The organism is Burkholderia sp. AU30198, from assembly GCF_020419825.1.
Classification (GTDB): Bacteria; Pseudomonadota; Gammaproteobacteria; order Burkholderiales; family Burkholderiaceae; genus Burkholderia.
Map to the genome: position 1 here is coordinate 208,394 of NZ_JAIZSA010000002.1, position 22,890 is coordinate 231,283.

22 protein-coding genes are annotated in these 22,890 nt (G+C 67.8%); 8 read left to right on the forward strand and 14 right to left on the reverse strand.

Going from position 1 to position 22,890, the window contains the following annotated elements; all coding sequences use genetic code 11:
• Positions 1–4: 4 nt before the first annotated feature.
• The gene (locus tag LGN19_RS06485; RefSeq protein WP_226213637.1) at positions 5–1,564 is read right to left on the reverse strand and encodes a carboxylesterase/lipase family protein; all 1,560 of its coding nucleotides are present in this window, start codon (positions 1,562–1,564) and stop codon (positions 5–7) included.
• Between the two features lie 162 nt (positions 1,565–1,726).
• On the opposite strand from LGN19_RS06485, the gene LGN19_RS06490 reads away from it, so the two are divergent.
• The 3 genes from LGN19_RS06490 to LGN19_RS06500 all read left to right on the forward strand — a co-directional run bounded on the left by LGN19_RS06490 (position 1,727) and on the right by LGN19_RS06500 (position 4,007).
• Positions 1,727–2,281 (forward strand): TetR/AcrR family transcriptional regulator, encoded by a 555-nt coding sequence (locus tag LGN19_RS06490; RefSeq protein WP_122947558.1) that lies wholly within the window; start codon positions 1,727–1,729, stop codon positions 2,279–2,281.
• Between the two features lie 273 nt (positions 2,282–2,554).
• Positions 2,555–2,863, forward strand: coding sequence for an ArsR/SmtB family transcription factor (locus LGN19_RS06495; protein ID WP_043179776.1), 309 nt, complete (start codon positions 2,555–2,557; stop codon positions 2,861–2,863).
• 82 nt (positions 2,864–2,945) lie between these two features.
• Positions 2,946–4,007 (forward strand): alkene reductase, encoded by a 1,062-nt coding sequence (locus LGN19_RS06500; protein ID WP_226213638.1) that lies wholly within the window; start codon positions 2,946–2,948, stop codon positions 4,005–4,007.
• A gap of 97 nt (positions 4,008–4,104) precedes the next feature.
• Here the strand turns inward: LGN19_RS06500 and LGN19_RS06505 are convergent, their stop codons facing one another.
• From LGN19_RS06505 to LGN19_RS06515, 3 genes are read right to left on the reverse strand one after another with little or no spacing between them, the layout of a single operon-like run.
• On the reverse strand, positions 4,105–5,397 hold the full coding sequence (locus tag LGN19_RS06505) for an MFS transporter (protein WP_175220269.1): 1,293 nt from the start codon (positions 5,395–5,397) through the stop codon (positions 4,105–4,107).
• A 14-nt stretch (positions 5,398–5,411) separates the two neighbouring features.
• On the reverse strand, positions 5,412–6,584 hold the full coding sequence (locus tag LGN19_RS06510) for a porin (RefSeq protein WP_122947561.1): 1,173 nt from the start codon (positions 6,582–6,584) through the stop codon (positions 5,412–5,414).
• Positions 6,585–6,644: 60 nt separating this feature from the next.
• The gene (locus LGN19_RS06515) at positions 6,645–7,832 is read right to left on the reverse strand and encodes a M20 aminoacylase family protein (protein ID WP_122947562.1); all 1,188 of its coding nucleotides are present in this window, start codon (positions 7,830–7,832) and stop codon (positions 6,645–6,647) included.
• Between LGN19_RS06515 and LGN19_RS06520 the strand changes: the two genes are divergently transcribed.
• Positions 7,831–8,868, forward strand: a complete 1,038-nt coding sequence (locus tag LGN19_RS06520; RefSeq protein ID WP_226213639.1) for a LysR family transcriptional regulator — start codon at positions 7,831–7,833, stop codon at positions 8,866–8,868. The genes LGN19_RS06515 and LGN19_RS06520 overlap by 2 nt on opposite strands.
• Positions 8,869–8,913: 45 nt before the next feature.
• Here the strand turns inward: LGN19_RS06520 and LGN19_RS06525 are convergent, their stop codons facing one another.
• A complete protein-coding gene (locus tag LGN19_RS06525) occupies positions 8,914–9,441 on the reverse strand; it encodes a GNAT family N-acetyltransferase (RefSeq protein WP_226213640.1) in 528 nt (175 codons plus the stop codon).
• Between the two features lie 87 nt (positions 9,442–9,528).
• Here LGN19_RS06525 and LGN19_RS06530 point away from each other — a divergent pair, with 87 nt between their 5' ends.
• Genes LGN19_RS06530 through LGN19_RS06540 form a run of 3 tightly spaced genes read left to right on the forward strand, consistent with a single transcriptional unit; the run spans position 9,529 to position 11,558 of the window.
• Entirely contained in the window at positions 9,529–10,140 is a 612-nt protein-coding gene (locus LGN19_RS06530) for a LysE family translocator (RefSeq protein WP_226213641.1), read from the forward strand.
• A gap of 46 nt (positions 10,141–10,186) precedes the next feature.
• Positions 10,187–10,552: a hypothetical protein gene (locus LGN19_RS06535; RefSeq protein WP_226213642.1), complete on the forward strand. Its 366-nt coding sequence runs from the start codon at positions 10,187–10,189 to the stop codon at positions 10,550–10,552.
• Positions 10,553–10,601: 49 nt separating this feature from the next.
• On the forward strand, positions 10,602–11,558 hold the full coding sequence (locus tag LGN19_RS06540) for an alpha/beta hydrolase family protein (protein WP_226213643.1): 957 nt from the start codon (positions 10,602–10,604) through the stop codon (positions 11,556–11,558).
• On the opposite strand, the gene LGN19_RS06545 is transcribed toward LGN19_RS06540, so the two are convergent.
• Positions 11,555–12,475, reverse strand: a complete 921-nt coding sequence (locus LGN19_RS06545; protein WP_226213644.1) for a phosphatidylinositol-specific phospholipase C — start codon at positions 12,473–12,475, stop codon at positions 11,555–11,557. The genes LGN19_RS06540 and LGN19_RS06545 overlap by 4 nt on opposite strands.
• A gap of 6 nt (positions 12,476–12,481) precedes the next feature.
• Between LGN19_RS06545 and LGN19_RS06550 the strand changes: the two genes are divergently transcribed.
• Complete coding sequence (locus LGN19_RS06550) at positions 12,482–13,504, forward strand: LacI family DNA-binding transcriptional regulator (RefSeq protein WP_226213645.1); 1,023 nt, start codon at positions 12,482–12,484, stop codon at positions 13,502–13,504.
• A 32-nt stretch (positions 13,505–13,536) separates the two neighbouring features.
• Here LGN19_RS06550 and LGN19_RS06555 read toward each other — a convergent pair whose 3' ends face one another.
• The 8 genes from LGN19_RS06555 to LGN19_RS06590 form a co-directional block, all read right to left on the reverse strand.
• The gene (locus tag LGN19_RS06555; RefSeq protein ID WP_226213646.1) at positions 13,537–14,397 is read right to left on the reverse strand and encodes a carbohydrate ABC transporter permease; all 861 of its coding nucleotides are present in this window, start codon (positions 14,395–14,397) and stop codon (positions 13,537–13,539) included.
• Complete coding sequence (locus tag LGN19_RS06560) at positions 14,394–15,263, reverse strand: carbohydrate ABC transporter permease (RefSeq protein WP_043179796.1); 870 nt, start codon at positions 15,261–15,263, stop codon at positions 14,394–14,396. The genes LGN19_RS06555 and LGN19_RS06560 overlap by 4 nt, the downstream gene beginning before the upstream one ends.
• Positions 15,264–15,297: 34 nt before the next feature.
• Positions 15,298–16,536 (reverse strand): ABC transporter substrate-binding protein, encoded by a 1,239-nt coding sequence (locus tag LGN19_RS06565; protein WP_226213647.1) that lies wholly within the window; start codon positions 16,534–16,536, stop codon positions 15,298–15,300.
• 271 nt (positions 16,537–16,807) lie between these two features.
• A complete protein-coding gene (locus LGN19_RS06570) occupies positions 16,808–18,016 on the reverse strand; it encodes a porin (RefSeq protein ID WP_043179800.1) in 1,209 nt (402 codons plus the stop codon).
• Between the two features lie 167 nt (positions 18,017–18,183).
• Positions 18,184–19,122 (reverse strand): helix-turn-helix domain-containing protein, encoded by a 939-nt coding sequence (locus LGN19_RS06575; RefSeq protein ID WP_122949567.1) that lies wholly within the window; start codon positions 19,120–19,122, stop codon positions 18,184–18,186.
• Positions 19,123–19,185: 63 nt separating this feature from the next.
• The gene (locus LGN19_RS06580) at positions 19,186–19,773 is read right to left on the reverse strand and encodes a DUF3156 family protein (RefSeq protein ID WP_226213648.1); all 588 of its coding nucleotides are present in this window, start codon (positions 19,771–19,773) and stop codon (positions 19,186–19,188) included.
• Positions 19,770–21,272, reverse strand: coding sequence for an APC family permease (locus LGN19_RS06585; RefSeq protein WP_226213649.1), 1,503 nt, complete (start codon positions 21,270–21,272; stop codon positions 19,770–19,772). Before LGN19_RS06585 ends, LGN19_RS06580 begins: the two co-directional genes overlap by 4 nt.
• A gap of 237 nt (positions 21,273–21,509) precedes the next feature.
• Positions 21,510–22,850: an aspartate aminotransferase family protein gene (locus LGN19_RS06590; RefSeq protein ID WP_226213650.1), complete on the reverse strand. Its 1,341-nt coding sequence runs from the start codon at positions 22,848–22,850 to the stop codon at positions 21,510–21,512.
• Between the last annotated feature and the right edge of the window lie 40 nt (positions 22,851–22,890).

Sequence of the window (22,890 nt, forward strand, 5' to 3'; positions counted from 1 at the left end):
TGTGTCACGCGCCCGCACACGCGGCGAACAGCGCCCGCCGGCGCTCGGCATCCGGATCCGCCTCGACGCGGCAGACCCGGTCGAAAATCCGTGTCGCACGCGCGTCCGGTGTGTAGCGCGGCCATACCGACACGTCGCTGGCGGACGGATCGCCGTATCGGGCGAAATCGGCCCACGCACGCTGCACGCGTGCAGCCAGGTCGAACCGCTCGCCAAGCGTGTCGGCCGAATACCGTGCGTTCGGGAGATCGGCGTCATCCCAGGCCGGCAATGGGTAGTCGAGCATGCCGAACACGAACGGGATTTCGGCGCCGTGAATCGAGTAATGGCCGCCGCAGCACGGGAATGCCCAGTCGAACCGGTACATGAACGTGTTCGCATGCCGGCTGTTGCGTTCCGCCAGCGCGACCGCGGGCATCCAGAACAGGACGTCGGTCAGGTCCCTGCCGATCGAGCGAGGCGGTATCGCACACGTACGCCCTGCGGCGTCAGCCGTTGCCCTCGCATCGTCCGGGCCGATGCTGAACGGCCTCAGGCCGTCCTCCAGCGCATCGCGGTAGCCGGCCGGCTCGAGCGGGCCGTGCGCAAGCAGCCGCGGCGCGAGGAAGTACGCCGACTCGTGCCGGGTCGTGCCGATCATCATCGGTACCGATGCGCGCGGGATTCTCGACGCATCGATGACGACACCATCGTCGACGGGCCAGAACGCGGTATAGCCATACCGGTCGATCAGGCGCCGCGCGGCCGCAAGCGCCTGTTCGTCGCTGATCGTATCGAGTGCGCGGATGTCGGCGCCAAGCATCGACAGGAATTCGTCGGCCCTGACCTTTGCCTGCGCTCGCGTCAGCAGGGTGAGAAAGGCCCCGCTCTGGACGATCGCCTTGTGAAACAGGCCATCGGCCGACGGCATCATCGTGAGCGCGCAGATCTTCCCGCCACCGCCCGATTCACCGAACAGCGTCACGTTGCCTGCATCGCCGCCGAACGCGCCGATGTGTGCCGCAATCCATTCGAGCGCCAGCACGATATCCTGCTGCCCCACGTTCGCGGCAATCGAACGGCTGTCGCCCCGATCGCCGAAGTGCAGGTAACCGAAGGCGTTGAGGCGATGGTTGATCGACACGACCACCACCTGCTCCCTCTCGGCGAGCACGCGTCCGTCGTACAGGGACAGGTTGGCGGACCCGGACAGATAGGCGCCGCCATGCAACCACACCATCACCGGCAAGCGATCGCCGGGCGCCGCCGACGCCGGCGTCCAGACGTTGAGATTGAGACAATCCGCCGAGTGATCTCCATCGAACTGCCATGCGGGCAAGTCGTCGTTGACCTGCGGACACGCATCGCCGTAGCGGCGGCAATCGCGGATTCCGTCCCATGCCGGCGCCGGCACGGGCGGCCTGAACCGCAAGTCGCCGACCGCAGCCTTTCCGTAAGGAATGCCAAGAAATTGACAGACGCCATCCTTGCAGCTGCCGCGGATACTGCCCTGCGGAAGCGTCAGCACGCCGTCGCGGCGCTCGGTGCAGTCGTCGATCGTGGAGAGGCTTGCCTGTTCGTTCATCGTGCTTTCAATGCCCGGGTAGATGGGTTCGAGGTTCGTTGACGCGAAGTGTACCGTCCAGCCGGTACAGTACCGAACTCAAAAAAAATGGCAAAGGGAATTTGTATAATGCACCGTCCAGCCGGTACGGCTTATTTCGGTGCATTTTCCGCGCAATTCCCGATGAACGAGAATATCGATAGCGAAATTGGCGACACCAAGAGAAAAATATTCGAAGCCTCACGAAAAATCCTGCAGGACAAAGGCATCCTGGGATTAACCCTTGCCGAGGCCGCCTCGGTTGCGGGCATCAGCAAGGGGGGGCTGCTCTATCACTTCTCGAGCAAGTCGGAACTCCTCGCAGGGCTGCTGCATTTCGAAGCGACCACCTTCGAGCAGGCCGTGACCGACGCCGCGCTGGCGGACGGCCAGCCCGGCGCCTGGACCCGCGCGTACATCATCGCAAGCTCCGAGCAGGCGCTCCAGGGCAGGAGCTTGTCGGCCGTGATCGGCAGCCTGCTCCTGGAGCCGAGCCTGCTCCCCGTCTATGCGGGCCACGCTGCCCGCTGGACGGAATTGCTGAGCCGGGACGCGTTGCCGGAACGGACCGCGCGGATCATCCGCTTTGCCGTCGAAGGATTGTGGTTCGATGAAGTGTGCGGGGTACGTCCGCTGGACCCGACGCAGCGCCAGGCATTCATCGACGAATTGCTGGCGATGACACGCCCGAACGACTGAAGCCCGCCAACGTGCGGCGGGTGCCTGCCGAGCCTGCGTCCGATTTGGTCTGAAGCAGCTTCCGCGCCCGTAGTCGGCGGCGGCTACGCCTCACGCCCCCTCGTGAGCGGCTCGGGCGTCAGACAGCCCAGCCCAGCCAGCCTTGAAGCGCCTCAATAGCAGTTCGCTATCAACCCCATTGCCAGCAATGCTTTCAAACATATCGCCAAGTTACGATATAAGATTCGCCCATCGACGATGCCCCATTGCCTGACCGAAACGCCAAACCCATCCATGCCGACCGAACTCGACATCGAAGCGATCCTGAAAGCGCTCTCGAACCCCGTGCGCCGGGAAATTCTCGTCTGGCTGAAAACGCCGGACGTGCATTTCCCGAACCAGACGCTGCCGTACGAACACGGCGTCTGCGCGGGCCAGATCGACGCGCGCTGCGGGCTGTCGCAATCGACCGTCTCCGCGCACCTCGCGACGTTGCAGCGCGCGGGGCTCGTGACGTCGACACGGATCGGCCAATGGGCGTTTTTCCAGCGCAACGAGGCCGTCATCGACGCATTTCACGACGCCCTGCGCCGCGAACTCTAGCCAACACGGCCGAACCGGCCATCCGGGTTGCGGTCGCCGATGACGCGACGGTTGCCCGCCTTTCGTGAAGAGGTTATTTGCCATGCCCACACTGTTCGATCCCGTCACCCTCGGCGACCTGACCCTGCCGAACCGCATCGTGATGGCCCCGCTCACCCGCTCCCGCGCGGGCGCGGCACGCGTGCCGAACGCACTGATGGCCCGCTACTACACCGAGCGCGCCACGGCCGGCCTGATCATTACCGAGGCAACGTCGGTCACGCCGCAGGGCGTCGGCTATGCGGATACGCCCGGCATCTGGTCCGACGAGCAGGTCGAGGGCTGGAAACAGGTGACGCAGGCCGTGCATGCGGCCGGTGGGCGCATCGTGCTGCAGCTCTGGCACGTCGGCCGGATCTCCGACCCGGTGTTCCTGAACGGCGACCTGCCGGTCGCGCCGAGCGCGATTGCCGCGGGTGGCCACGTGAGCCTCGTGCGTCCGCAGCGCCCGTACGTGACGCCGCGCGCACTCGAGCTCGACGAAATCCCGGGCATCGTCGCCGCTTACCGCAAGGGCGCCGAGAATGCGAAGGCCGCCGGCTTCGACGGTGTCGAGATCCACGGCGCGAACGGCTACCTGCTCGACCAGTTCCTGCAGGACAGCACCAATCGCCGCACCGATGCATACGGTGGCCCGATCGAGAACCGCGCACGCCTGCTGCTCGAAGTGGTCGACGCCGCGATCGACGTGTGGGGCGCCGGCCGTGTCGGCGTGCACCTTGCACCGCGCGGCGACGCGCATACGATGGGCGATTCCGATCCGGCGGCAACGTTCGGCTATGTCGCGCGCGAGCTCGGCCGCCGCAAGATCGCGTTCATCTTCACGCGCGAATCGTATTCGGGCGACCACTTGAGCCCGCGCCTGAAGGAAGCGTTCGGCGGCCCGCTGATCGCGAACGAGCAGTTCACGCTCGACACCGCGCAGGCCGCACTCGCGAACGGCAGCGCCGACGCGATCGCATGGGGCAAGCTGTTCATCGCGAACCCCGACCTGCCGCGCCGCCTCGAACTCGGCGCAGCGCTCAACAAGCCGGTGCCGGAGACGTTCTACGCGGAAGGCGAAACGGGTTATACCGATTACCCGGCGCTGAGCGACGCGGCCTGATCGCGCAGCGAGCCATGCGCGACGAATGGACCGGCCTCGCCCGTCCGTTCGTCGCGCACACCACCGGGCGGGCATGCAATGCGCTCGCCCTTCCCGCTCACCGCCTGCCGTCCACGGCGGGCGCGTCCACGAACAACGCCAGACCGACCAGGCTCGCCGCGCTACATCCCAGCACATACCACGCAGGGGCGTAAAAACTGCCGGTCGCGCGCCACATCGCACCGACGATCAGTTGGGCGAACCCGCCGAAAATCGTCACACCGAGCGCATAGATCATCCCGAGCGACATCGCCCGCACTTCGGGCCGAAATGCATCGAGAATCATCACGAAGCCGGCGGGACTCGACAGCGTCATCAAGCCGATCAGCACGATCACGACCGCGACCGCGGTGACCACCGACGGCCACATGCTCATCGCGTAAAACGCCGGCAGCACGAGCACGGCCGACGCGACACACGTCACGCCCACCAGCCGCTTGCGACGACGCACGCGATCCGCGAGCCGTCCCGCGAGCGGCGAACCAATCAGCAGCACGACGCCCGCCGCGCAGCCCGACAGCAGCGACACCGACGCCGGCATGCCGACGGTCAGCGTCAGGAACGATGGCAGGAAAAATACGATCGTATAGGTGGTCGACGTGCCGCCGATCACGAGCAGCGTACCGGCCACGACCTGCCGCCACGGAATGCGTGCACGCTCACGCGGTGCGCCGGCCGCCGCGTGCGGCAGCGTATCGTCGAGGTGACGCCGCAGATAGAAGCCGACCGGGCCGATCAGCAGACCGAGCACGAACGGTACGCGCCATCCCCACGCGTGCAATGCTTCGGGCGACAGTGCGCGCGACAGCGTCAGCGCGACGAACGCGCCGACCAGCGTCGCGCCGCCCTGGCTCGCCATCTGCCAGCTCACCCGCTCGCCGCGCCGGCCGGTGTCGCCCGACTCCATCAGCAGGGTCGTCGCAGCGCCGACTTCGCCCCCCGCCGAAAAGCCCTGCAGCAAGCGCCCGATGACGATCAGCAGCGGCGCGGCGATGCCGATCTGCGCATAGGTCGGCGCGAAGCCGATGATCCCGGTGCCGAGCGCCATCAACGCGACCGTCAGCACGAGTGCCGGCTTGCGCCCGGCACGGTCCGCATAGGCGCCGATCGCGACGCTGCCGAGCGGCCGCGCGACGAACCCGACGCCGAACGTCGCGAGCGACAGCATCAGCGCGCCGACGTCGCTCGACGCGGGAAAGAACAGTTTGCCGATCAGGGCGGCGAAAAAACTGTAGACGGTGAAGTCGAAGAACTCGAGTCCGTTGCCGAGTGCGGCCGCAACGACCGTGCGGCGCGTCACGCGCGGCGCGGCATCGACCGGCGCAGCAGCCGTGCGATTCAGGGTATGCATCGGAAAATTCCCGTTCAGAAGTTGTGATACATGCCGAGCGACAGCGTCACGGGGGTCGTCCCGGTGCGTGGTGCGGTGCCGCCCGGCTCGGTCGGCAGCGGGTTGCCGTTCAGCAACACGGTCGAGATGCCGTAATTGCGGATGAACCCCGCACGCGCATAGAGGCCCGTGCGTTTCGACAGCAGGTAGTCGTAGCCGAGCATCGCACCGAGCGCCGAGTCCTTGGCCGGCTGGCCGGCCGCGTCGCGTACGCCCGACGTATCGCGATAGACGACCGACGCGCGAATCGCATTGACGCCGAACGGCACGATCGCGCCGACCGTGTAGACGCGCGCGATGCCGTCGCCGGCCAGCTTCGGCGCGTACTGGTTGAACGATGCGGACAGCACGATCCGCCCCGTGTCATAGACGGCGCCGAGCCCGTACAGGTCGTTGCGCACGGTGCTCGCCCCGTTGACGCCCCACACCTGGTTGTAGCTCGCGGCCAGATAGGTCGTGCCGTTGTACCACTGCAGCAGCGCACCTTGCGCGGACGCCGCGGGCGCGCGCCCGGCAACGTTGCTCGGCGCATACATCAGCATCAGCGACGTGGTGCCCGCGACGATCGGCGTACGGTACGTGATGGCGTTGTCGACGCGCGCCGGCAATTGCGTCGCCCCTGGCCCGAGGTCCGAGTTGTAGCCGACGCCGCGGCTCGTCTGCACGGCTGCCGCGCCCAGCCACGTATAGACCGAGTTCGTGCCCACCGTGCCGAACACGTCGATGAACAGCGGCAGCGCCGTGCCGATCTGCTTGCCGAGACGCAGCCGCCCGAAGCTGTCCGACGACAGGCCGACCCACGACTGCCGGTTGTAGGTCGACTGCTTGTCCTGCTGCGCGCCGTTGTTCGCGAGAAAACCGCTTTCAAGGTTGAACTCGGCACGCCAGCCGCCGCCGAGGTTCTCACGGCCGAAGAAGCCGAATTTGGAGGTCCACTCGCCGCCGCTCTGCGTCTGCCACAGCGAATGGCCGCCGACCGTCTGGTAGTTGATCCCCATGTCGACCGAACCATACAGCGCGACGCCCTCCGTCAGTCGACCGTTGTACTCGGGCACCGCCGCCAGCAACACGTCCTGATAGGGCACGGCGCGCGCGTTGCCGGCGCCGAGCGCGAGACAGGCCGCGCCAAGTGCAAATCGCTTCTTCATTCGTTATCCTTATCGTCAAGTCAATCCATGTCCGGCCGGCGCGTCTCCGGTGCGCCGTCGTCAGCCCGCCTTCAGGAAGCGTTCGGCGATACCGGCGAAATAGGCCGCCCCCCAGCTCAGCGCGGTGTCGTTGAAGTCGTAACCCGGGTTGTGCACCGAACACCCGCCCCGGGAATCGACGCCGTTACCGATCAGCACGTAGCAGCCTGGTACGCATTCGGTCATCCACGAGAAATCCTCGCTGCCCATCACGCCGTCGGGTAACAGCATGAGCGCGCCTTCGCCGGCCAGCGCCGCGATCGTCTCGACCGCGAGATCCGACGCCGCGCGGTCGTTGTCCACGACACGCGAGATCGAGTGGTATTCGATCTGCGCGGTCATCCCGTAAGCCTGCGCCTGTGCGTCGACGATCCGGCGGATCCGCGCCTCGATTTCGTCGCGCGTGGCCGCATCGAGCGCACGCACGGACAACTGCAGCGTCGCGGTTTCCGGAATCACGTTCGGCGCGGTGCCCGCATGGAACGTGCCGACGGTCACGACGGCCGGTTTCAGCGGATCGACGTTGCGGGAGACGATCGATTGCAGCGCGGTCACGATTTGCGCGCCCGCGACGATCGGGTCGCTCGCGAGCTGCGGCATCGCACCGTGCCCGCCCTTGCCCGTCACGGTGATCGTCACCGAATCGGATGAGGCCATCATCGGCCCGTAGCGCAACGCGAAATGGCCGACCGGCACGCCCGGCGCGTTGTGCAGCGCGTACACGCGTTCACACGGGAAACGTTCGAACAGGCCATCGTCGATCATCCGCTTTGCGCCACCGAGCCCTTCCTCGGCTGGCTGGAAAATCACGTTGAGCGTGCCGTCGAATCGGCCCTGTTCGGCCAGATAGTGCGCGGCGGCGAGCAAGATCGCCGTATGGCCGTCGTGTCCGCACGCGTGCATCGTGCGCGCAACCGTGCTCGCATACGGCAGCCCCGTCGCCTCCTCGATCGGCAGCGCGTCCATGTCGGCGCGCAGGCCGAGCGTGCGCGCCGACGCGCCGCGCCGCAATTGGCCGACGACACCCGTGCCGCCCACGCCCGTCGTCACGTCGTAACCCCATGCGGCCAGCTGTTCGGCAACGAGCTGCGCGGTGCGGGTCTCGGCGAAACCGAGCTCGGGATGGGCGTGGATGTCGCGGCGGATCGCCACGAATCGGGACTCCGACTCGCGAATCGCCGCGAGTACGTGAGCAAGGTTCTGCGTCATGAATGGCTCCGTGGAATCGGCCGCGTCGCGACCGTCTCGGCCAAGCATAGAGACGCGTTTCGGGTCAAAAAACTCACGAATTTTGATGCGGATAACTTTTGGTAATATCTTCCGCATCATGAAAATCCATCAATTGCGCGCGCTCGTCGCGGTCACGACGGCCGGCAGCATCAAGGCCGCCGCCCGGACCCTGCACGTCACGCAGCCGGCCATCAGCAAGGCGATCCAGGAACTGGAGAACGAGTTCGGCTTACCGCTCCTCGAGCGCAAGCCGTGGGGCGTCGCGCCGACGCCGGAAGGCGACGCGCTGCTGGGGCGCGCGCAGGCTGTCGTGCGCGAGCTCGAACGGGCGAGCGAGGACATGGCGCACATGAAGGGGCTGCGAGACGGGCGGCTCGTGATCGGCTTCACGCCGATCGTCGCGGTGACGGGCTTTGCGGAGGCCTACGCCGCGTTCCGCCGCCACTGGCCGAACGTCGAGTGCGAACTGCGTGAACTGACGTTCAACCTGCTCTCGGAACAGTTGCGCAATCGCACGCTCGATCTCGCCTTCGTCGCCGTCACGGGCCCCATTGCCGAGTCGGTCGACATCAAGGCGATCCGCACGTTCGACACCGCGTTCGTCACCCGTGAGAACGGACGCTTTGCGGGCGCGACATCGCTCGACGCGCTGCGCGACGCGGAATGGATCCACGCCGATGCGAGCGACAACTTCCCTACGTATATCCGTGACCTGCACGCGCACGCGGGCCTGCCCCCGCCGCGCTGCATCACGCGCTGCACGTCGTATGCGCTGTTCTACAGCCTGATGATGACCAACGATGCGATTTTCTCGTGGACCCGGCTCTCGCTCGCGGAAACCGTGTTCGGCCAGAAGCTGACGCCGCTGCCGTTACCGATGTCGCCGCCACCGCTGCAGTTGTACCGGCTCACGCCGCCGGGGCTGCAACTGACGCGGCCCGCGTCCGACTTTCTTGCACACGTGGAAGCCGCGTTCGCGTCGCTGCCGCTTACCGGAAACCAGGCATTGCGCTGATACCGGATCGTGACGCAGACGGCACCCTCACTCGCCGGAACTGCGTCAGCCCGGAACGCGCATCCGCATGAACACGCGCTGTGTCTCGTCGAGCCCGAGCGCGACGTGGTGCGCGCGGATCGCACGCAGCGTGTCGTCGAGCGTGGCGTCGTCGACGATGCTGAAACCCAGCCGCGCGTAGTACGGCGCATTCCACGGCGCGTCGCGAAACGTGGACAGCACGACCTCCGCGATGCCTTCCTGCGCCGCGCGCGCAGTCACCTGTTCGATCAGCCGCGCGCCGATTCGCTGTCCGGCATGCGACGGTGCGACATCCAGTTCTTCCAGATAAAGCCGCTGCGCATCGAGCAGCCGGTAGAACGCAAACCCGACGCACGCCCCGCGCGCATCGACTGCCACATAGGCCCGGCCGCCATCGATGCGTACGAGCACGGCGGTCGTATCGGTCGGCTCGGCTTCCGCGATGTGGGTCATGCCGATTTCGCGAAACCGCTGCGCGGCAGCGACTTCGACAGCGGCCATCGCGGCCGCGTCTTCCCGCGTGGCGGGACGGATCAGGATCGGTGCAGTCATGACGGCAATTCAGGCAGACAGTCTGGAACGGCCGTCACTATAATCGAAACTTCATACGTTTCGAACGCCCCGCCCACGAGGTCCGTCATGACGCTGTCCGCGCTCGCCGTCTTCGCTGCCACCCTGCTCGTCACCGCCGGCACGCCCGGGCCGAGCGTCGCCGCGCTGGTCGCGCGCGTGCTGACGAACGGCGTGCGGGACGTGCTGCCGTTCCTGGCGGCCATGTGGCTCGGCGAAGCGCTGTGGCTCACGCTCGCGGTCGCGGGGCTCTCCGCGTTCGCCCGCACGTTCGAGACGGGCCTGATCGTGCTGAAGCTGCTCGGCGTCGCGTACCTGCTGTTCCTCGCCTGGAAGATGTGGATTGCACCGACCGAGACCGGCACCGACGACCTGCCGCGCGGCCAGTCGCCGTGGCGCATGTTCGTCGCGGGCATGCTCGTCACGCTCGGCAACCCGAAGATCATGGTGTTCTATCTCGCGCTGCTGCCGACCATCGTCGATCTCACGCACGTCGGCGTAACCGCGTGGGCCGAACTGGTCGGCACGATGCTCGCGGTCCTGATCCTGGCCGACTGCTTCTGGTCGCTGCTTGCGTCGCGTGCACGGGCTTTCCTGACGTCGGCACGCGCGAAGCGGATCGCCAACCGCACGAGCGCGACCGCGATGGCCGGTGCAGCAGTAGCGATCGCAACGCGCTGAGCGGCGTCCGTCGCGCGCCACGTCGTCGCCAGTCGACCCGCCCGCCATGTCGCAACTCGGAGCCATGCCTCCCGCGCTCGCCGCCCAGTCGATTTCCCGTCGCGAAATCGTGCTGCCGCTTGCCGCCGCACTCGAATGCATCGACTTTTGCGAGTGCCATCGCATCCCGATCTACGGCTGGGAAGGCTGGGTCCTGACCATCGACGGTCGGGTTGGGCACGGTAGCGCGCCGCAAGGCACCGTCTGCCTCGCAGACTGGCCGCTCGAGGACGCCGCCGCGTTCTGCCGCCGCACGATGGTGTCCGACGCCGAAGCGTGGCAGACCGACAATCCCGGAACCACGGACAAGCTGCATTTCTGCATTACGATCGGCGACTCGCCCGAGTCGCCGCGCTCGCACAGCGGTAACTGACCAGCAAACCCGAACGGAAATCCGCTCACTGCACCGGAGGGGAATCGACATGAAAACCTGGCTATCGGCTGCCCTGCTCTGCCTGTCCGCCACGGTCGCGCACGCGGCCGGCGTCAAGTTCGCCAGCATCCCGGCCGACGCGGCCGGCCCCGAGCTGCGCGCGGCCATCTGGACGCCCTGCGCGACACCCGCGCAACCGCTCACGATCGGCCCGTTCCTGCTGAAAGGGCTGCGCGACTGCCCGACCGTCGGCGACAAGCTGCCGCTCGTCGTGATCTCACATGGCCACGCCGGCACGTACTTCGGGCATCACGATCTCGCCGAAACGCTTGCCGATGCGGGCTTCGTCGTCGCGGCGATCAACCATCCCGGCGACACGCATGCCGACACCAGCCACTCGGCCGACCTGAGGGAACTGGCCGAACGGCCGGTGGACATCAAGCGCCTGGTCGACTACATGCTGGCCAACGGGCCCGACGCCGCGCATATCGATCCCGCGCGGATCGGCTTCTTCGGCTTCTCGCGCGGCGGCTACACGGGCCTCGTGCTGGCCGGCGCCAATCCGGATTTCGTGCACGCGCACGTGGCCTGCCCCGACCCGACCTGGCTGATCTGCAAGCAGATCCGCGACCATGACCTGCCGCCCCAGCCGCTCACGCACGATCCGCGGATCAAGGCCTACGTCATCGCCGACCCGATGAACGAATTCCCGACCGCCGATACGCTGAAGGATGTGCACGCGCCGATCCAGCTCTGGGCGTCCGAAGCGGGCGGCGACGGCGTCGAGCCGGAAACAGTGCCCGCGCTGGCCGGCCTGCTGCCGCAACGGCCGGAATTCCACGTCGTGCCGAATTCCGCGCATTTCGCATTTCTCGCACCGTGCTCCGAGCAACTGACGCGCAACTCGCCCGAAGTCTGTACCGATGCAAACGGATTCGATCGCGCGGCATTCCACGACTCGCTCGACGCAAAGGCGCTCGCGTTCTTCAGCGCCCAGCTCCGCTAACAGCGAAACGTCTTGCGCCAGACGCCCGGCGCCGGCACATGATCGTTGCACGCGATCAGCGCGCGCACCAGCGCCCAGTCGTCGTCATCGCAGAAGTCGAGCAGCATCGCGCCGCACGGGCCGCGCTGCGCGCGCAGCCGTTCGGCCAGCCGCGCATGAATACCCTGCACCCTGCCGTCACCGTGCGCGACCACGGACGGATTCGCGCCCATCCCGGTCCCGCTGCAGAAGTTGATCGCCCAGCGGCCGCTGTCCGGCGACGGCAGGTCCGTCAGCAGCGCGTCGATCGCACGCCACTTCCAGCCGATCGACGCGGCCACCGGCACGCGATATTCGTCCTGGATCACGAACGCACCATCGGGATGATCGATCGTGAACGTCGCGTTGTCGGGCCATGCGGTCAGGTCGATGCCAAGCGGCCGGCTGCTGCGAAAGCGCCGCAGCAGCACGATCGCGCCACGCACGTCGCCGAGCGCCGGCAGCGGGCCGCCGGCATGCCAGCGCAGCCGCGGGTGCCGCGCGCGATGCGCATCGAACGTCGCATCGAAACTGCGCGTGCACGCGTGCGCCGGCCATTCGTCCTTCACCGACATCACGATGCATTCGCGCGGATGCGCATCGAGAAAACGCGCACAGGTTGCCAGCACGTCGTCGAACGTCATGCCGAGCGCGATGCCGCCGTGATGGATCGCGAACGCATCGCGCACGTGCCGGCAGCGGATGTCGAGCAACCGTACGCCATGCGCGAGCTGCGCGTCGAGCGGCGCACGCTGGGTGCGCACGAGCGGATCGTCGACGGTATACGCACAGGTGTCATGGCTGCCCGGTAGGGTCAGCGTATGCAGCAGCCGCGCGTCGTCGAGTGCCGACATCCAGTCGGCAGGCGGCGTGCACGTATCGTGGCTCGAAGGAATCATGAATCGATGAATGACAAGGAAAGAAAACCGTGGGTAACGGCGTCGGATGTCGCGGCACGCGCGGGCGTCTCGCGCTCCGCGGTGTCGCGTGCGTTCTCGCCGACGGCAAGCATCGCCCCGCAGACGCGTGAGCGCGTGATGGTCGCCGCGCGTGCGCTTGGCTACCAGGTCAACCTGATCGCGCGCGACATGATCACGCAGCGCAGCAGCATGATCGGCGTCGTGACGGCCGGGTTCGAGAATCCGTTCCGCGCGCGGCTGCTGTCGGACCTGATGGCCGCGCTCGGGCAGCGCGCGCTCACGCCGCTCGTGACCAATGCGGAAGATCCGCGCCAGGTCCGGCAATCGCTCGAACAGTTGCTCAGCTACCGGATCGCGGGCCTCGTGATGACGTCCGCGTCGCCGCCGCTGTCGGTCGCGCAGCAGTATCTCGAACACCGGATCCCGGTCGTGATGATCAACCGCGAGGCGAACCTGCCGGGCGCGGACATCGTCGTCAGCGACAACGCTGCGGGCGCCGTCCATGCGGCGCAGCGGCTCGTGCGGGCCGGCGCGCACCGGCTCGCGTTCGTCGGGCCGCGCGGCGCGAGCTACAGCGCGCAATCGCGTGCTGCCGCGTTCGAGCAGGCGATCGGGCGCGGCGACGCATTCGACGCGACGCTCGCGCACGTGCTCGACACACCGTCCGACACCCATGCGAGCGGCGTCGAAGCGGCGCGGCAACTGTTCGCGAACGGCAAGCGGCCCGACGGTGTGTTCTGCTCGTCGGACCTGCTCGCGCTCGGCGTGATCGACGTCGCGCGCGGCGAATTCGGGTTGCGCGTGCCGGACGACGTGCGCGTGATCGGCTTCGACGACATCCCGGCCGCCGAATACGACGCCTATCGGCTCACGACGCTCCGGCAGGACACGCGCGGCCTCGCGCAGGCGGCAGTCGACCTGCTCGCCGACCGGATGCAGACGTTCGACGGCCCGTCGCGCACGCGCGTCGTGCCGGTCACGCAGGTGGTGCGGGCCAGTTGCGAGTAACACGGGGAGATCGGGCGCGGCGCTGCCGCGCGTCACTTCAGCCCGCCCGCGAACCCGCGCAACAGGTAGCGCTGCACGTAGCCGGCCACGGCCAGGGTCGGTAGCGACGCCATCAGCCCCGCGCTCATCAGGTCGCCCCAGTCGATGCCGTTCTCCGTCACGTAGCCGGCAATCGCGAGCGGCAGCGTGAAGCGGCTCGGCGTCGACACGAACAGCAGCGCGATCAGGAATTCGTTCCACGCGGCGATGAACACGAAGATCGCGGTCGCGATCAGCCCCGGCGCGCACAACGGCAGCACGATCTGCACGAGCCGTCGCGCGAGCCCCGCGCCATCGATGCAGGCCGCTTCCTCGTATTCGATCGGCACGTCGCGCACGAATGCGAGCAGCATCCAGATCGCCATCGGCAACGCGTAGATCTGGTACGCGAGCACCAGGCCGAGCGTCGAATCGAGCAGGTGCAGCCGCTTCGCGAGCGCGAACAGCGGCACCGCGATCGTGATCGGCGGCATCAGCTTCAACGCGAGCACGAGCACCAAGAACAGCAGGTCGAGCCGCGCCGGAAACCGCAGCCGCACGAGCGCATACGCGGCCGGAAACGCGAGCGCCAGCGCGAGCAGCGTCGTGCCGAAGCCGACCAGCAATGAATTGAACAGCGGCACGCCGATGCCGTTGGACCAGACCGACGCGAAATGCTCGAAGGTCGGTGCGGCCGGCCAGATCCGCAACGGATGGTCGAGGCGTTCGAGCGTCGGCATGAACGCCGCGCCGGCCATCCACAGGCACGGCAGCAGCAACAGCGCGAGCGCTGCGATGCGCAGTGCCCACGGCAGCGCGCGACCGAAAGCGGCGCCCGTTCGTGCGCCCGTGATGCCCGCGGGTTGCGCCGTCATGCGCGCCGCTTGCGAACCGTCTGCCATACGTACCCCGAAACCAGCAGCGCGGACGCCGCGAGCATCAGCACCGACGCGGCACTCGCCGGCCCGACGTTGAAGAAGCGGAAGCCCGTGTCGTAGATATAGGTCGACAGCGTCTGCGTCGCGTTGCCGGGGCCGCCGCCCGTCAGCGCATAGACCTTGTCGAACAGCTTGAATGTATCGATCGAGCGCAGCAGCAGCGCGAGGCCGATCTGCGGTGCCGCGAGCGGCAGCGTGATGTCGCGCAGGCACTGCCACTCGCTCGCGCCGTCGGTGCGCGCGGCTTCGTACAGTTCCTGCGGGATCGACTGCAGCCCCGCGAGCACGATCAGGAACGCCATCGGCGTCCACTGCCATACGTCGACGAGCGCGAGCGACCACAGCGCGAGATGCGGATCGGACAGCCAGCGCACGCCTTCGATGCCGAACGCCGCGAGCAGCGCGTTCAGGAAGCCGTCGAAGTTGAGCCAGTTGCGCCAGATCGCCGAGCACACGAGCGTGGACAGCATCATCGGCAGGATCGCAAGCGGCAGCGCGATGCGCCGCCCCGGAAACGCACGCACGAACAGCAGCGCGAGGCCGAAACCCAGCGCGACTTCGGCGAGCGACGCGACGATCGTGAAGCGCAGCGTGTTGCCGAAGCCGGCCGTGAACGCGTCGTCGCCGAGCACCGCGCGATAGTTCGCGAGCCCGGCAAACGCACGCCGGCCGGCCGAGTAGTCGACCTGGCAGAACGAATCGATCAGCACCTGCGCGACCGGATACAGCGCGAGCGCGGCAAGCACCAGCAGCGCGGGCCCGAGCAGCGCGACGAACGGCAGGCTGCGGCCGAAGGCTTTCATGCGCGGTATCCCTTCGATGGTTCGAGGCGAGCCGTCACTTGCCGGCCGCGGCCGTCGCCTGTGCGATCTTCTGCTGCGCCTGACGCAGTGCGGCATCGGGTGCGGCCTGCCCCGTCAGCGCGAGCTGCAGCTGGTCGCCGAGAATGCTCTCGACCTGCTGCCAGTCCTTCACGCGCGGCCGCGCACGGCCGGCTTCGAGCGCCTTCAGTTGATCCGGATACCAGCGGTACAGGCGCACCAGCGCCGGATCGTTGAACACGCTGCGGCGGGTCGGCGGAATGCCGATGCCGGCAAGGCGCGTCTGCGTGTCGCGTGCGGTCAGGTACGCGAGGAAATCCTGCGCGAGCTTCGCGTGCGGCGCGTCCTTCGGAATACCCATTTGCCAGATGCCGAGCATCGGCGCCGGGCCCGCGGTCTGCCCCGGCGGCGGCTGCAGCGCGATCTGCCCGACCACGCGCGACTGCTTCGGATCGTCGAGCGCCGGCACCCACGCCGGCCACACCTCGATCGACTGCGCGGCCGTGCCGCGCTGCAGTGCATCGCGCACTTCCGCCGCGCCGTACACGTCGACGTCCTTCGGCGCGGACGCCTTCAGCGCGAGGAAGGTCTTCAGCGCGGCCTGCGCCTCGCGCGAATCGATCGTCACGTTGCCGGCATGGTCGAACACGTCGCCGCCGTAGGCCCACAGGATCGGCAGGAAGCCCGTCACGACCGGGTTGCCCTTCGTGCCGCGGAACACGACGCCCGACACGCTCTTGTCCGCGCCGCCGACGGTCTGCGCGATCTTCAGCACGTCGTCCCAGTTGCGCGGCGGCTGCAGCTTGTACTTCGCGAGCAGGTCCTTGCGGTACGCGAACATCTCGACGTTGCCGACGATCGGCAGCGCGTACAGCGCACCGGCCGCGTTGCGGCCGAGCGCGACGGCGGACGGCACGAGATCGGCATCCGCGAGCGACGCGGGCAGCGGCTTCAGCCAGCCGTTGCCGATGAATTCGGGTGCCCACGTGTCGTCCATCATCACGAGGTCGTATGCGCCGGTGCCTTCGCGCATCGACAGCTTGAGCTTCTGGTACAGGTTCGCGTTCGGCAGCTTGAGCAGCTCGATCTCGGTGCCCGGGTGCAGCTTGTTGAAGCCGGCGACGGCGTCGGCCAGCCCCTTGCCGTAGATGTCGTCGCGGCCCGCGATGACGAGATCCGCGGCAACGGCGTGCGTGGCGGCGAAGGACAGCGCAAGGGCGGCGGACAGCGCGCGCAGGCGGCTCAGCAAGGTCATGAGGTCTCTCTCGTTCGGCGTGGTGGCGGGACGGCCAGGCGTTGCACACGTGTGCAACGCGGGCGACGCTTCTGGCCGCCTGAAGCGAACGCCATTGTTCACGCCGATCGTTAAGAATTTATGGCACGCGGCGATCGCCGGTGCGCGGCGCCTGCCGCAGCGAGTCGGGCGGCAGCCCGGCGGCCCACCACCCGCCCGCTGCCCGCCACCCGTTGCACGCCGATGGCTGCCCGCGTTCCGCGCGCCGTGTCCCGTGCCCCGTGCCCCGCGCTCAAAAATTCACGCGAATACCCGCCATCACCGCCAGTTGCCGGCTCGAGTTGCTGTTCGCGAGCACCGGAATCTGTGCGTAGTTCACCGCGTTGCCGTCCGCATCGGTGCCGAGCCCCTTCCCGCTCGAGATCTGGCCGATCGCGACCGCATACAGCGCCGTGCGCTTCGACAGGCTGTAGTTCGTGCCGACGTTCACCTGGTGGAACCGCGTCGTGCCTCGCCCGTCGGTATGCGCGGCGTTGAAGATATAGGCGACGCCGCCCTGCAGCGCGGGCGTGAACATGTAGGTGGCGTTCAATTCGCCGATATCGAACGTGAACGCCTGCGTGCGCGGCTGCGCGGCGGTCGAGAAATAGCGGCTGTCGCCGAGGCGCGTATGCGTATAGGTAAGCGCGATCGTCGCATCGCCGAACGTGACCGACCCGCCCGCGCCGAACGCGCGCATCGAGCCGGCATCCTGCAGCAGGCAGTACATCGCGCCCGGGTTGCTGCACGCGAAATCGCCGATATAGCCGCTCGCGCCGCCGAGCGCCGCGTCGAGCGGCTGGTGCAGGTCGAGGTAGCCGACCGAGAACGCGACCGGCGCGCGCGTGTACGTCGCGGCCACCGCATAGCCGCGCTTCGCGGAGAAATCGCCGGCCTGGCCACCGAAGCTGAACGTGCCGCCGAACGTGAGGCCGTTGAAATCGGCGCTGGTGAACTTCACCGCATTGTTGAAGTTGAACGCGGCGTTCAGGTTGTCGACGTCGCCGAGGTGCGAGCCGTAAGGCGTCGCCCAGTTGTTGCTCGACACGTACGCGCCGAGCATGTCCGTGTACGAGTCATATTGGCGGCCGAGGCCGAGCGTGCCGATCCCGTCCTGGCGCAGCCCGACCCACGCCTGCCGGCTGAAGGCCGTGCCGCCCTGCAGCGCCTGCCCGTTCGCCGACAGGAACTGCTGCTCGAGCGTGAACACCGCATTGAGCCCGCCGCCGAGCGGTTCGGCACCCTGGAAGCCGAAGCGCGACGGCACGAGGTTGCCGCCGCCCATCTGCCACGCATGGCCGCCGCCTGTGCTGCCGTCGGCGCGCGTGAACTGCTGGTTCGTCGAGTAGATGATGCCGGTGTCCACCGTGCCGTACAGCGTCACGCTGCCCGAGGTCTGCGCGTGTGCGTGCATGCAACCCAGCGTAGCCGCAGCCGCGGCCAGTCGTCGTCCGATCTTCATGTCCCGCCCCTCTTTTGTCATCGATTCGCAGTGCAGATCGATGGGGTTATCGATATGGGTGACAGGACTCTATCCAGCGAAAATTCAGGACCTCTATCGCAAATCGGCAAACAGTCGCACGCGTTGCCCGCGACGTTGCCCGGCGGCGCCGTCGCAGTGCGCGTGCGTCATTCGGGGCGGGTCGTCTGGGACGGCAGCTCGCCGAACAGGTCGCGATACTCGCGCGCGAAATAGCCGAGGTGCGTGAAACCCCAGCTCGCGGCGGCCTCGCCGACACCGAGCTGCTGCACCGACGTCGTGCGCAGCATGCGGCGCACCGCGTTCAGCCGGATCGTGCGCAGATAGCCGACCGGCGTGACGTCGGCCACGCGCTGAAAGCTCGTTTGCAGCGTGCGGCGGCTGCAGCGCAGCGCACGGCACAGTTCGAGCACGGTGACGGGTTCCTCGGGCCGGTCGCGCAGATGCTTCTCGCAACGGCTCACGATGTCGCTGTAGGTGGCGTGCGTGATGTCGCGGCGCTCGACGCCGATGCCCTGCTCGAGCGCATCGAGGAACATGCCGAGCATCGCGTCGCGGAACATCTTGCGGGTGGCCGCGTATTCGAGGTGGCCCGGGTTGCGCTGCGCCTCGTCGATCAGCGCCGACAGCCGCACGCCGAGCGCGACGCCCTGCTCGTCGGACAGCCGCGTCACGTGGCGCAGCTTGCGCGCGCCGGATGCGCCGAATTCGGCTTCGCACAGCTCGTCGACCATGTCGGACGCCGCACTGATTCCGACGAGCCCCATTCCTTCCGGCGTGTGGAATTCGAAATCCTCGCCGGCACGCAGCGCGAGCAGCGCGTAGCCGTCGACCGGCTGGCCCTGGAACGTGCCCGCGAGCGGCACCGACAGCGGCACCGCGAGCGACGTGCGCCCGGCCGGCGCGAGCCCGGTTTGCGCGACACGCCGGTTGGTCGTTTCGCGGAAGAAGTGGAAATCGTCGTACAGCACCTGCGTGACGGTGCCCTTGAAGCGGCCCGGCGTCATCTGGCGATAGACCTGATGCCAGCCCGCGATCGCGAGCCCGTGATCGTGCACGTCTTCGTGTGAGCGTGACTGGAACAGCATCGGCATCTCCGGTGAAACCCTTAAACGCGGCTGCCGGATTCGCCCGGCGCGCAACGCCACAGCTTACCCGTGCAAAATCCTGCGCAGTGCGGTTTCGAACGCAAGACAGGCCGCCGACAGCGCGGCGGCCTGCTCGCCCGTCAGCCGGACGTAGCGGCGGAACGACGGCATCCGGTTCACGACCTCGCTGCCGCCGAACGGCACGATCGCGAGCGTCCAGCGGCCGTCGCGCGCGTCGATCGTGCAATCGGTCAGGTGCAGCGGCCGCAGCGCGTCGGCCAGCGACGGCTCGGCAACCAGCTCGGCCAGCGTGTCGGCGAATCCGGGGGCACATCCCGGCGCGGCCAGCGCGTCGATGCCCGTGCAGCGCAGCCAGCCGGTCTGCCGCACGCGCGCACTGCCCTGCACGGCGGGGCCGCACGCGGTTGCCGCCACCTTCACGCTGACCGTATGCATCAGGAACTGGCGGTCGATCCGCTCATCCACGCTCACGCGCACGCCGTTCGGCAGCCGGGCCGTCAGACCAACGGCCCCGTCGGCATCACGCTCGGCGCGCAGGTCGGTCAGCACGCGCGCGGCGATCGCACCGGGCCGATGGCCGGGCGGCGGCGCATCGGGCGCCGCGCGCCAGCGGGCGAGCGTGATCTTCACGATGCGACGTGCTCGTTGCGCAGCACTTCCTCGACCGGCACCGGCTTGAACGGATGCCGGCGCTGCACGACGAGCGTCCAGAACAGCGCGTACAGCGCGGTGAGCCCGAGCATCGCGCCGAACGGCACGTAGATGTCGCGCGCGTTCACGCCCGGCGGCGTGATGTACCAGATCGCCAGGATGATGCCGACGCTCGACACGATCTGCGGCAGCGGGAACAGCGGCGAACGGTACGGGCGCGGCAGGTCCGGGCGGCGAATCCGCAGCATCACGACCGACGCGGTGACGAGCAGGTACGCGGTGCCCCACGCGCAGGTCGCGGCGAGCACGAGGTGCAGGATGCTGTCGAGATTGCCGTTGATCAGCCACGCGTGGAAGATCGGCACGATCGCCGCCGCGACGATGCCGACCACGGGCGTCTTGAAGCGCGGATGCAGGTACGCGAAGCAGCGCGGCAGCGCGCCGTCGATCGCCATCCCGTACAGGATGCGCGGCAGCCCGGCCATCAGCGTGTTGATCGTCGCGGCGCCCGCACACAGGAACGCGATGCCGAACCACACGCGGCCGAACGGCCCAAGCACCTGCAGCGCGAACGCGGGAATCGCGCCCGGCGTGTCGAGCAGGTGCGTGAGACCGTCGGGGCTGACCGGCACGTTCGCGACCTGGCGGCGGATCGCCGCGCCGTACAGGAACATGCAGATCGCGACGCCGACGAGGCCCAGCGCCATCGCGCGTGGAATCGTCTTGCCCGGCGACTTCATTTCCGGCGCAAGCGGTGTGACGAACTCGCAGCCGACGAACATGAACATCGCCATCCCGACCAGCGACAGCACGGCCGGCACCGACGTGCCGACTTCCGAGCCGCCGAACCAGCCGTCGAGATGCACGGCCGGCGCGGCCGCGAGCCCGAGGATCCCGAAGATCATCAGCGACAGCCACATGCCGGCCGTCAGCACGATCTCGAGCTTGCTGAACACCTTGATGCCGATGATGTTGGTGATCGCGAACGTGACGACGAGGCCGACGCCGACGAGCCACGAGCTGTTGTGCTTCTCGAACGCGGCATTCAGCGATTCGAAATTGACGAGCGCCATGATGCCGCTCAGGATCGTTTCCGCCGTGCCGGCGAATACGTGCACGAGGAAATACGCGGAGATCGTGCCGGTGATCGCCCAGAAGCGGCCGAGCCCGCACGACAGGTAATCGTAAACCGAGCCGGCCGTCGGCAGCATCGCGGCGGCTTCGGAGAAGGTCGTCGCCTGCGCCTGCATCATCACGAACGCGATGATCATCGCGACCGCGAACGCCCAGCCGCCCATCCCGAAGCCCGACGTCGCGGTGAGAATCACCGGGCTTGCCATGATGAGGCCGACGGCGCTCGCCAGCGCGGTCGGAAAACCGACCGCACCCGCGTTCAGCGCCGTGCCGCCACCCGCTTCAGCCGGCGTGCCGGCGGGCGTGTCGCCCGCTGCGCCGGTAACTCCTGACCATCCCGACATCCTTGTCTCCTTCCTGTGTCGACCCTGGCCGCCGCTTCGTCGGCGGCCAGGGTTCCATGGCATTGCGGTCGGCCCGGGGCGGCGCTTCAGCGCTTCGATCCCCGGGCCCCCTGTCGATCACACCTCGATCCGATGTCGAAAAAATACGCAGGCAAAATAATCCGGTCATAGCGCAAATCGGCAAACCGGCGACAGCCGCGCTGCCCGCCGCCGGCGTACCGTCACGCGATCACGCCATCACGCGAACGGCACGGCCTCGAAGCCTGCCGCGAGCGCGTCGACGATCCGGTCGAGCTGCTCGCGCTGGATCACGAGCGGCGGCGACAGGATGATCTTCGTGCCGACCGGGCGCACCAGCACGCCGTTCTCGCGCGCGACTTCCGCGACCGCGTTCGCGTAGCCCGACAGCGGGTCGATCGGCTCGCGCGTGTCCTTGTTCGCGACGAGGTCGAGCGCGAGCATCAGCCCCTTGCCACGCACTTCGCCGACCGCCGCGAAGCGTTCCGCAAACGGCTTCAACGCTTCGAGCAGATACGCGCCCTGCTTCGCCGCGTTCGCCGGCAGGTCTTCCTTCACGACGATGTCGAGGCTCGCGATCGCGGCCGCGCAGGCGACCGGGTGGCCCGCATACGTGTAGCCGTGCATGATCGCGCCCCCGAAGTCGGCATTCGCGGCGAACGCGTCCTCGATCCGCGCGTTCACGACCGTCGCGCCGAGCGGCACGTAGCCCGACGAGATCCCCTTCGCGAGACACATGATGTCCGGGCGCACGCCCCAGCCGCGGCTGCCGAACATACTGCCGCTGCGGCCGAAGCCCGTCACGACCTCGTCGGCGATCAGCAGCACGCCGTAACGGTCGCACACCTCGCGCACGAGCGGCCAGTAGTTGGCCGGCGGCACGATCACGCCGCCCGCGCCCTGGATCGGCTCCGCGATGAACGCGGCGACCGTGTCGGGGCTCTGGAACTGGATCTCGCGTTCCAGCATTTCCGCGCAGATCCGGCCGAGTTCCTCCGGATCCTGCGTGAACGGGTTGCGGTACAGCCACGGCGTCTCGACATGGAAGCAGCCGGGCAGGTTCGGCTCGTAGTTGCGGCGGAACACCGTGTTGCCGTTCACCGACGCGCCGCCGAAGTGCGTGCCGTGATAGCCCTGCTTCAGCGAGATGAACTTCGTGCGGTCGGCCTGGCCGCGCACCTTCCAGTACTGGCGCGCGATCTTCAGCGCGGTCTCGATCGAATCGGAGCCGCCCGAGCTGTACAGCACGCGGCGCATCCCTTCCGGTTCGAGCATGTCGATCACCTTCTTCGACAGCTCCTCTGCACGCGGATGCGAAATGCCGTCGAACAGCTGGAAGTATTCGAGCTCGTCGAGCTGGCGCACGATCGCGTCCTTCACTTCCTGGCGGTTGTGGCCGACGTTCACGTTCCACAGGCCCGCGACGCCGTCGACGAGCTTGCGGCCCTCGTCATCGAACACGTAGCAGCCGTCGCCGCGCACGATGCGGATCGGTTTGCGCTGCTTCATTTCGTTCGGGTGCAGCATCGGGTGCCAGAATTTCGCTTCGTTGTAGCTCATTGCAGTCTCCACTGTCGGATCGTTTGTACCGGAGTCTTTC

Excerpts from the sequence above, each read along its gene's own strand:
- LGN19_RS06560 (WP_043179796.1), bottom strand. The coding sequence starts at position 15,263 with ATGAAAGCCTTCGGCCGCAGCCTGCCGTTCGTCGCGCTGCTCGGGCCC.
- LGN19_RS06545 (WP_226213644.1), bottom strand. The coding sequence starts at position 12,475 with ATGATTCCTTCGAGCCACGATACGTGCACGCCGCCTGCCGACTGGATG.
- LGN19_RS06505 (WP_175220269.1), bottom strand. The coding sequence starts at position 5,397 with ATGCATACCCTGAATCGCACGGCTGCTGCGCCGGTCGATGCCGCGCCG.
- LGN19_RS06530 (WP_226213641.1), top strand. The coding sequence starts at position 9,529 with ATGACGCTGTCCGCGCTCGCCGTCTTCGCTGCCACCCTGCTCGTCACC.
- LGN19_RS06510 (WP_122947561.1), bottom strand. The coding sequence starts at position 6,584 with ATGAAGAAGCGATTTGCACTTGGCGCGGCCTGTCTCGCGCTCGGCGCC.
- LGN19_RS06535 (WP_226213642.1), top strand. The coding sequence starts at position 10,187 with ATGTCGCAACTCGGAGCCATGCCTCCCGCGCTCGCCGCCCAGTCGATT.
- LGN19_RS06540 (WP_226213643.1), top strand. The coding sequence starts at position 10,602 with ATGAAAACCTGGCTATCGGCTGCCCTGCTCTGCCTGTCCGCCACGGTC.
- LGN19_RS06565 (WP_226213647.1), bottom strand. The coding sequence starts at position 16,536 with ATGACCTTGCTGAGCCGCCTGCGCGCGCTGTCCGCCGCCCTTGCGCTG.
- LGN19_RS06515 (WP_122947562.1), bottom strand. The coding sequence starts at position 7,832 with ATGACGCAGAACCTTGCTCACGTACTCGCGGCGATTCGCGAGTCGGAG.
- LGN19_RS06570 (WP_043179800.1), bottom strand. The coding sequence starts at position 18,016 with ATGAAGATCGGACGACGACTGGCCGCGGCTGCGGCTACGCTGGGTTGC.
- LGN19_RS06590 (WP_226213650.1), bottom strand. The coding sequence starts at position 22,850 with ATGAGCTACAACGAAGCGAAATTCTGGCACCCGATGCTGCACCCGAAC.
- LGN19_RS06550 (WP_226213645.1), top strand. The coding sequence starts at position 12,482 with ATGAATGACAAGGAAAGAAAACCGTGGGTAACGGCGTCGGATGTCGCG.
- LGN19_RS06485 (WP_226213637.1), bottom strand. The coding sequence starts at position 1,564 with ATGAACGAACAGGCAAGCCTCTCCACGATCGACGACTGCACCGAGCGC.
- LGN19_RS06495 (WP_043179776.1), top strand. The coding sequence starts at position 2,555 with ATGCCGACCGAACTCGACATCGAAGCGATCCTGAAAGCGCTCTCGAAC.
- LGN19_RS06575 (WP_122949567.1), bottom strand. The coding sequence starts at position 19,122 with ATGCTGTTCCAGTCACGCTCACACGAAGACGTGCACGATCACGGGCTC.
- LGN19_RS06525 (WP_226213640.1), bottom strand. The coding sequence starts at position 9,441 with ATGACTGCACCGATCCTGATCCGTCCCGCCACGCGGGAAGACGCGGCC.
- LGN19_RS06585 (WP_226213649.1), bottom strand. The coding sequence starts at position 21,272 with ATGTCGGGATGGTCAGGAGTTACCGGCGCAGCGGGCGACACGCCCGCC.
- LGN19_RS06500 (WP_226213638.1), top strand. The coding sequence starts at position 2,946 with ATGCCCACACTGTTCGATCCCGTCACCCTCGGCGACCTGACCCTGCCG.
- LGN19_RS06520 (WP_226213639.1), top strand. The coding sequence starts at position 7,831 with ATGAATGGCTCCGTGGAATCGGCCGCGTCGCGACCGTCTCGGCCAAGC.
- LGN19_RS06490 (WP_122947558.1), top strand. The coding sequence starts at position 1,727 with ATGAACGAGAATATCGATAGCGAAATTGGCGACACCAAGAGAAAAATA.
- LGN19_RS06555 (WP_226213646.1), bottom strand. The coding sequence starts at position 14,397 with ATGACGGCGCAACCCGCGGGCATCACGGGCGCACGAACGGGCGCCGCT.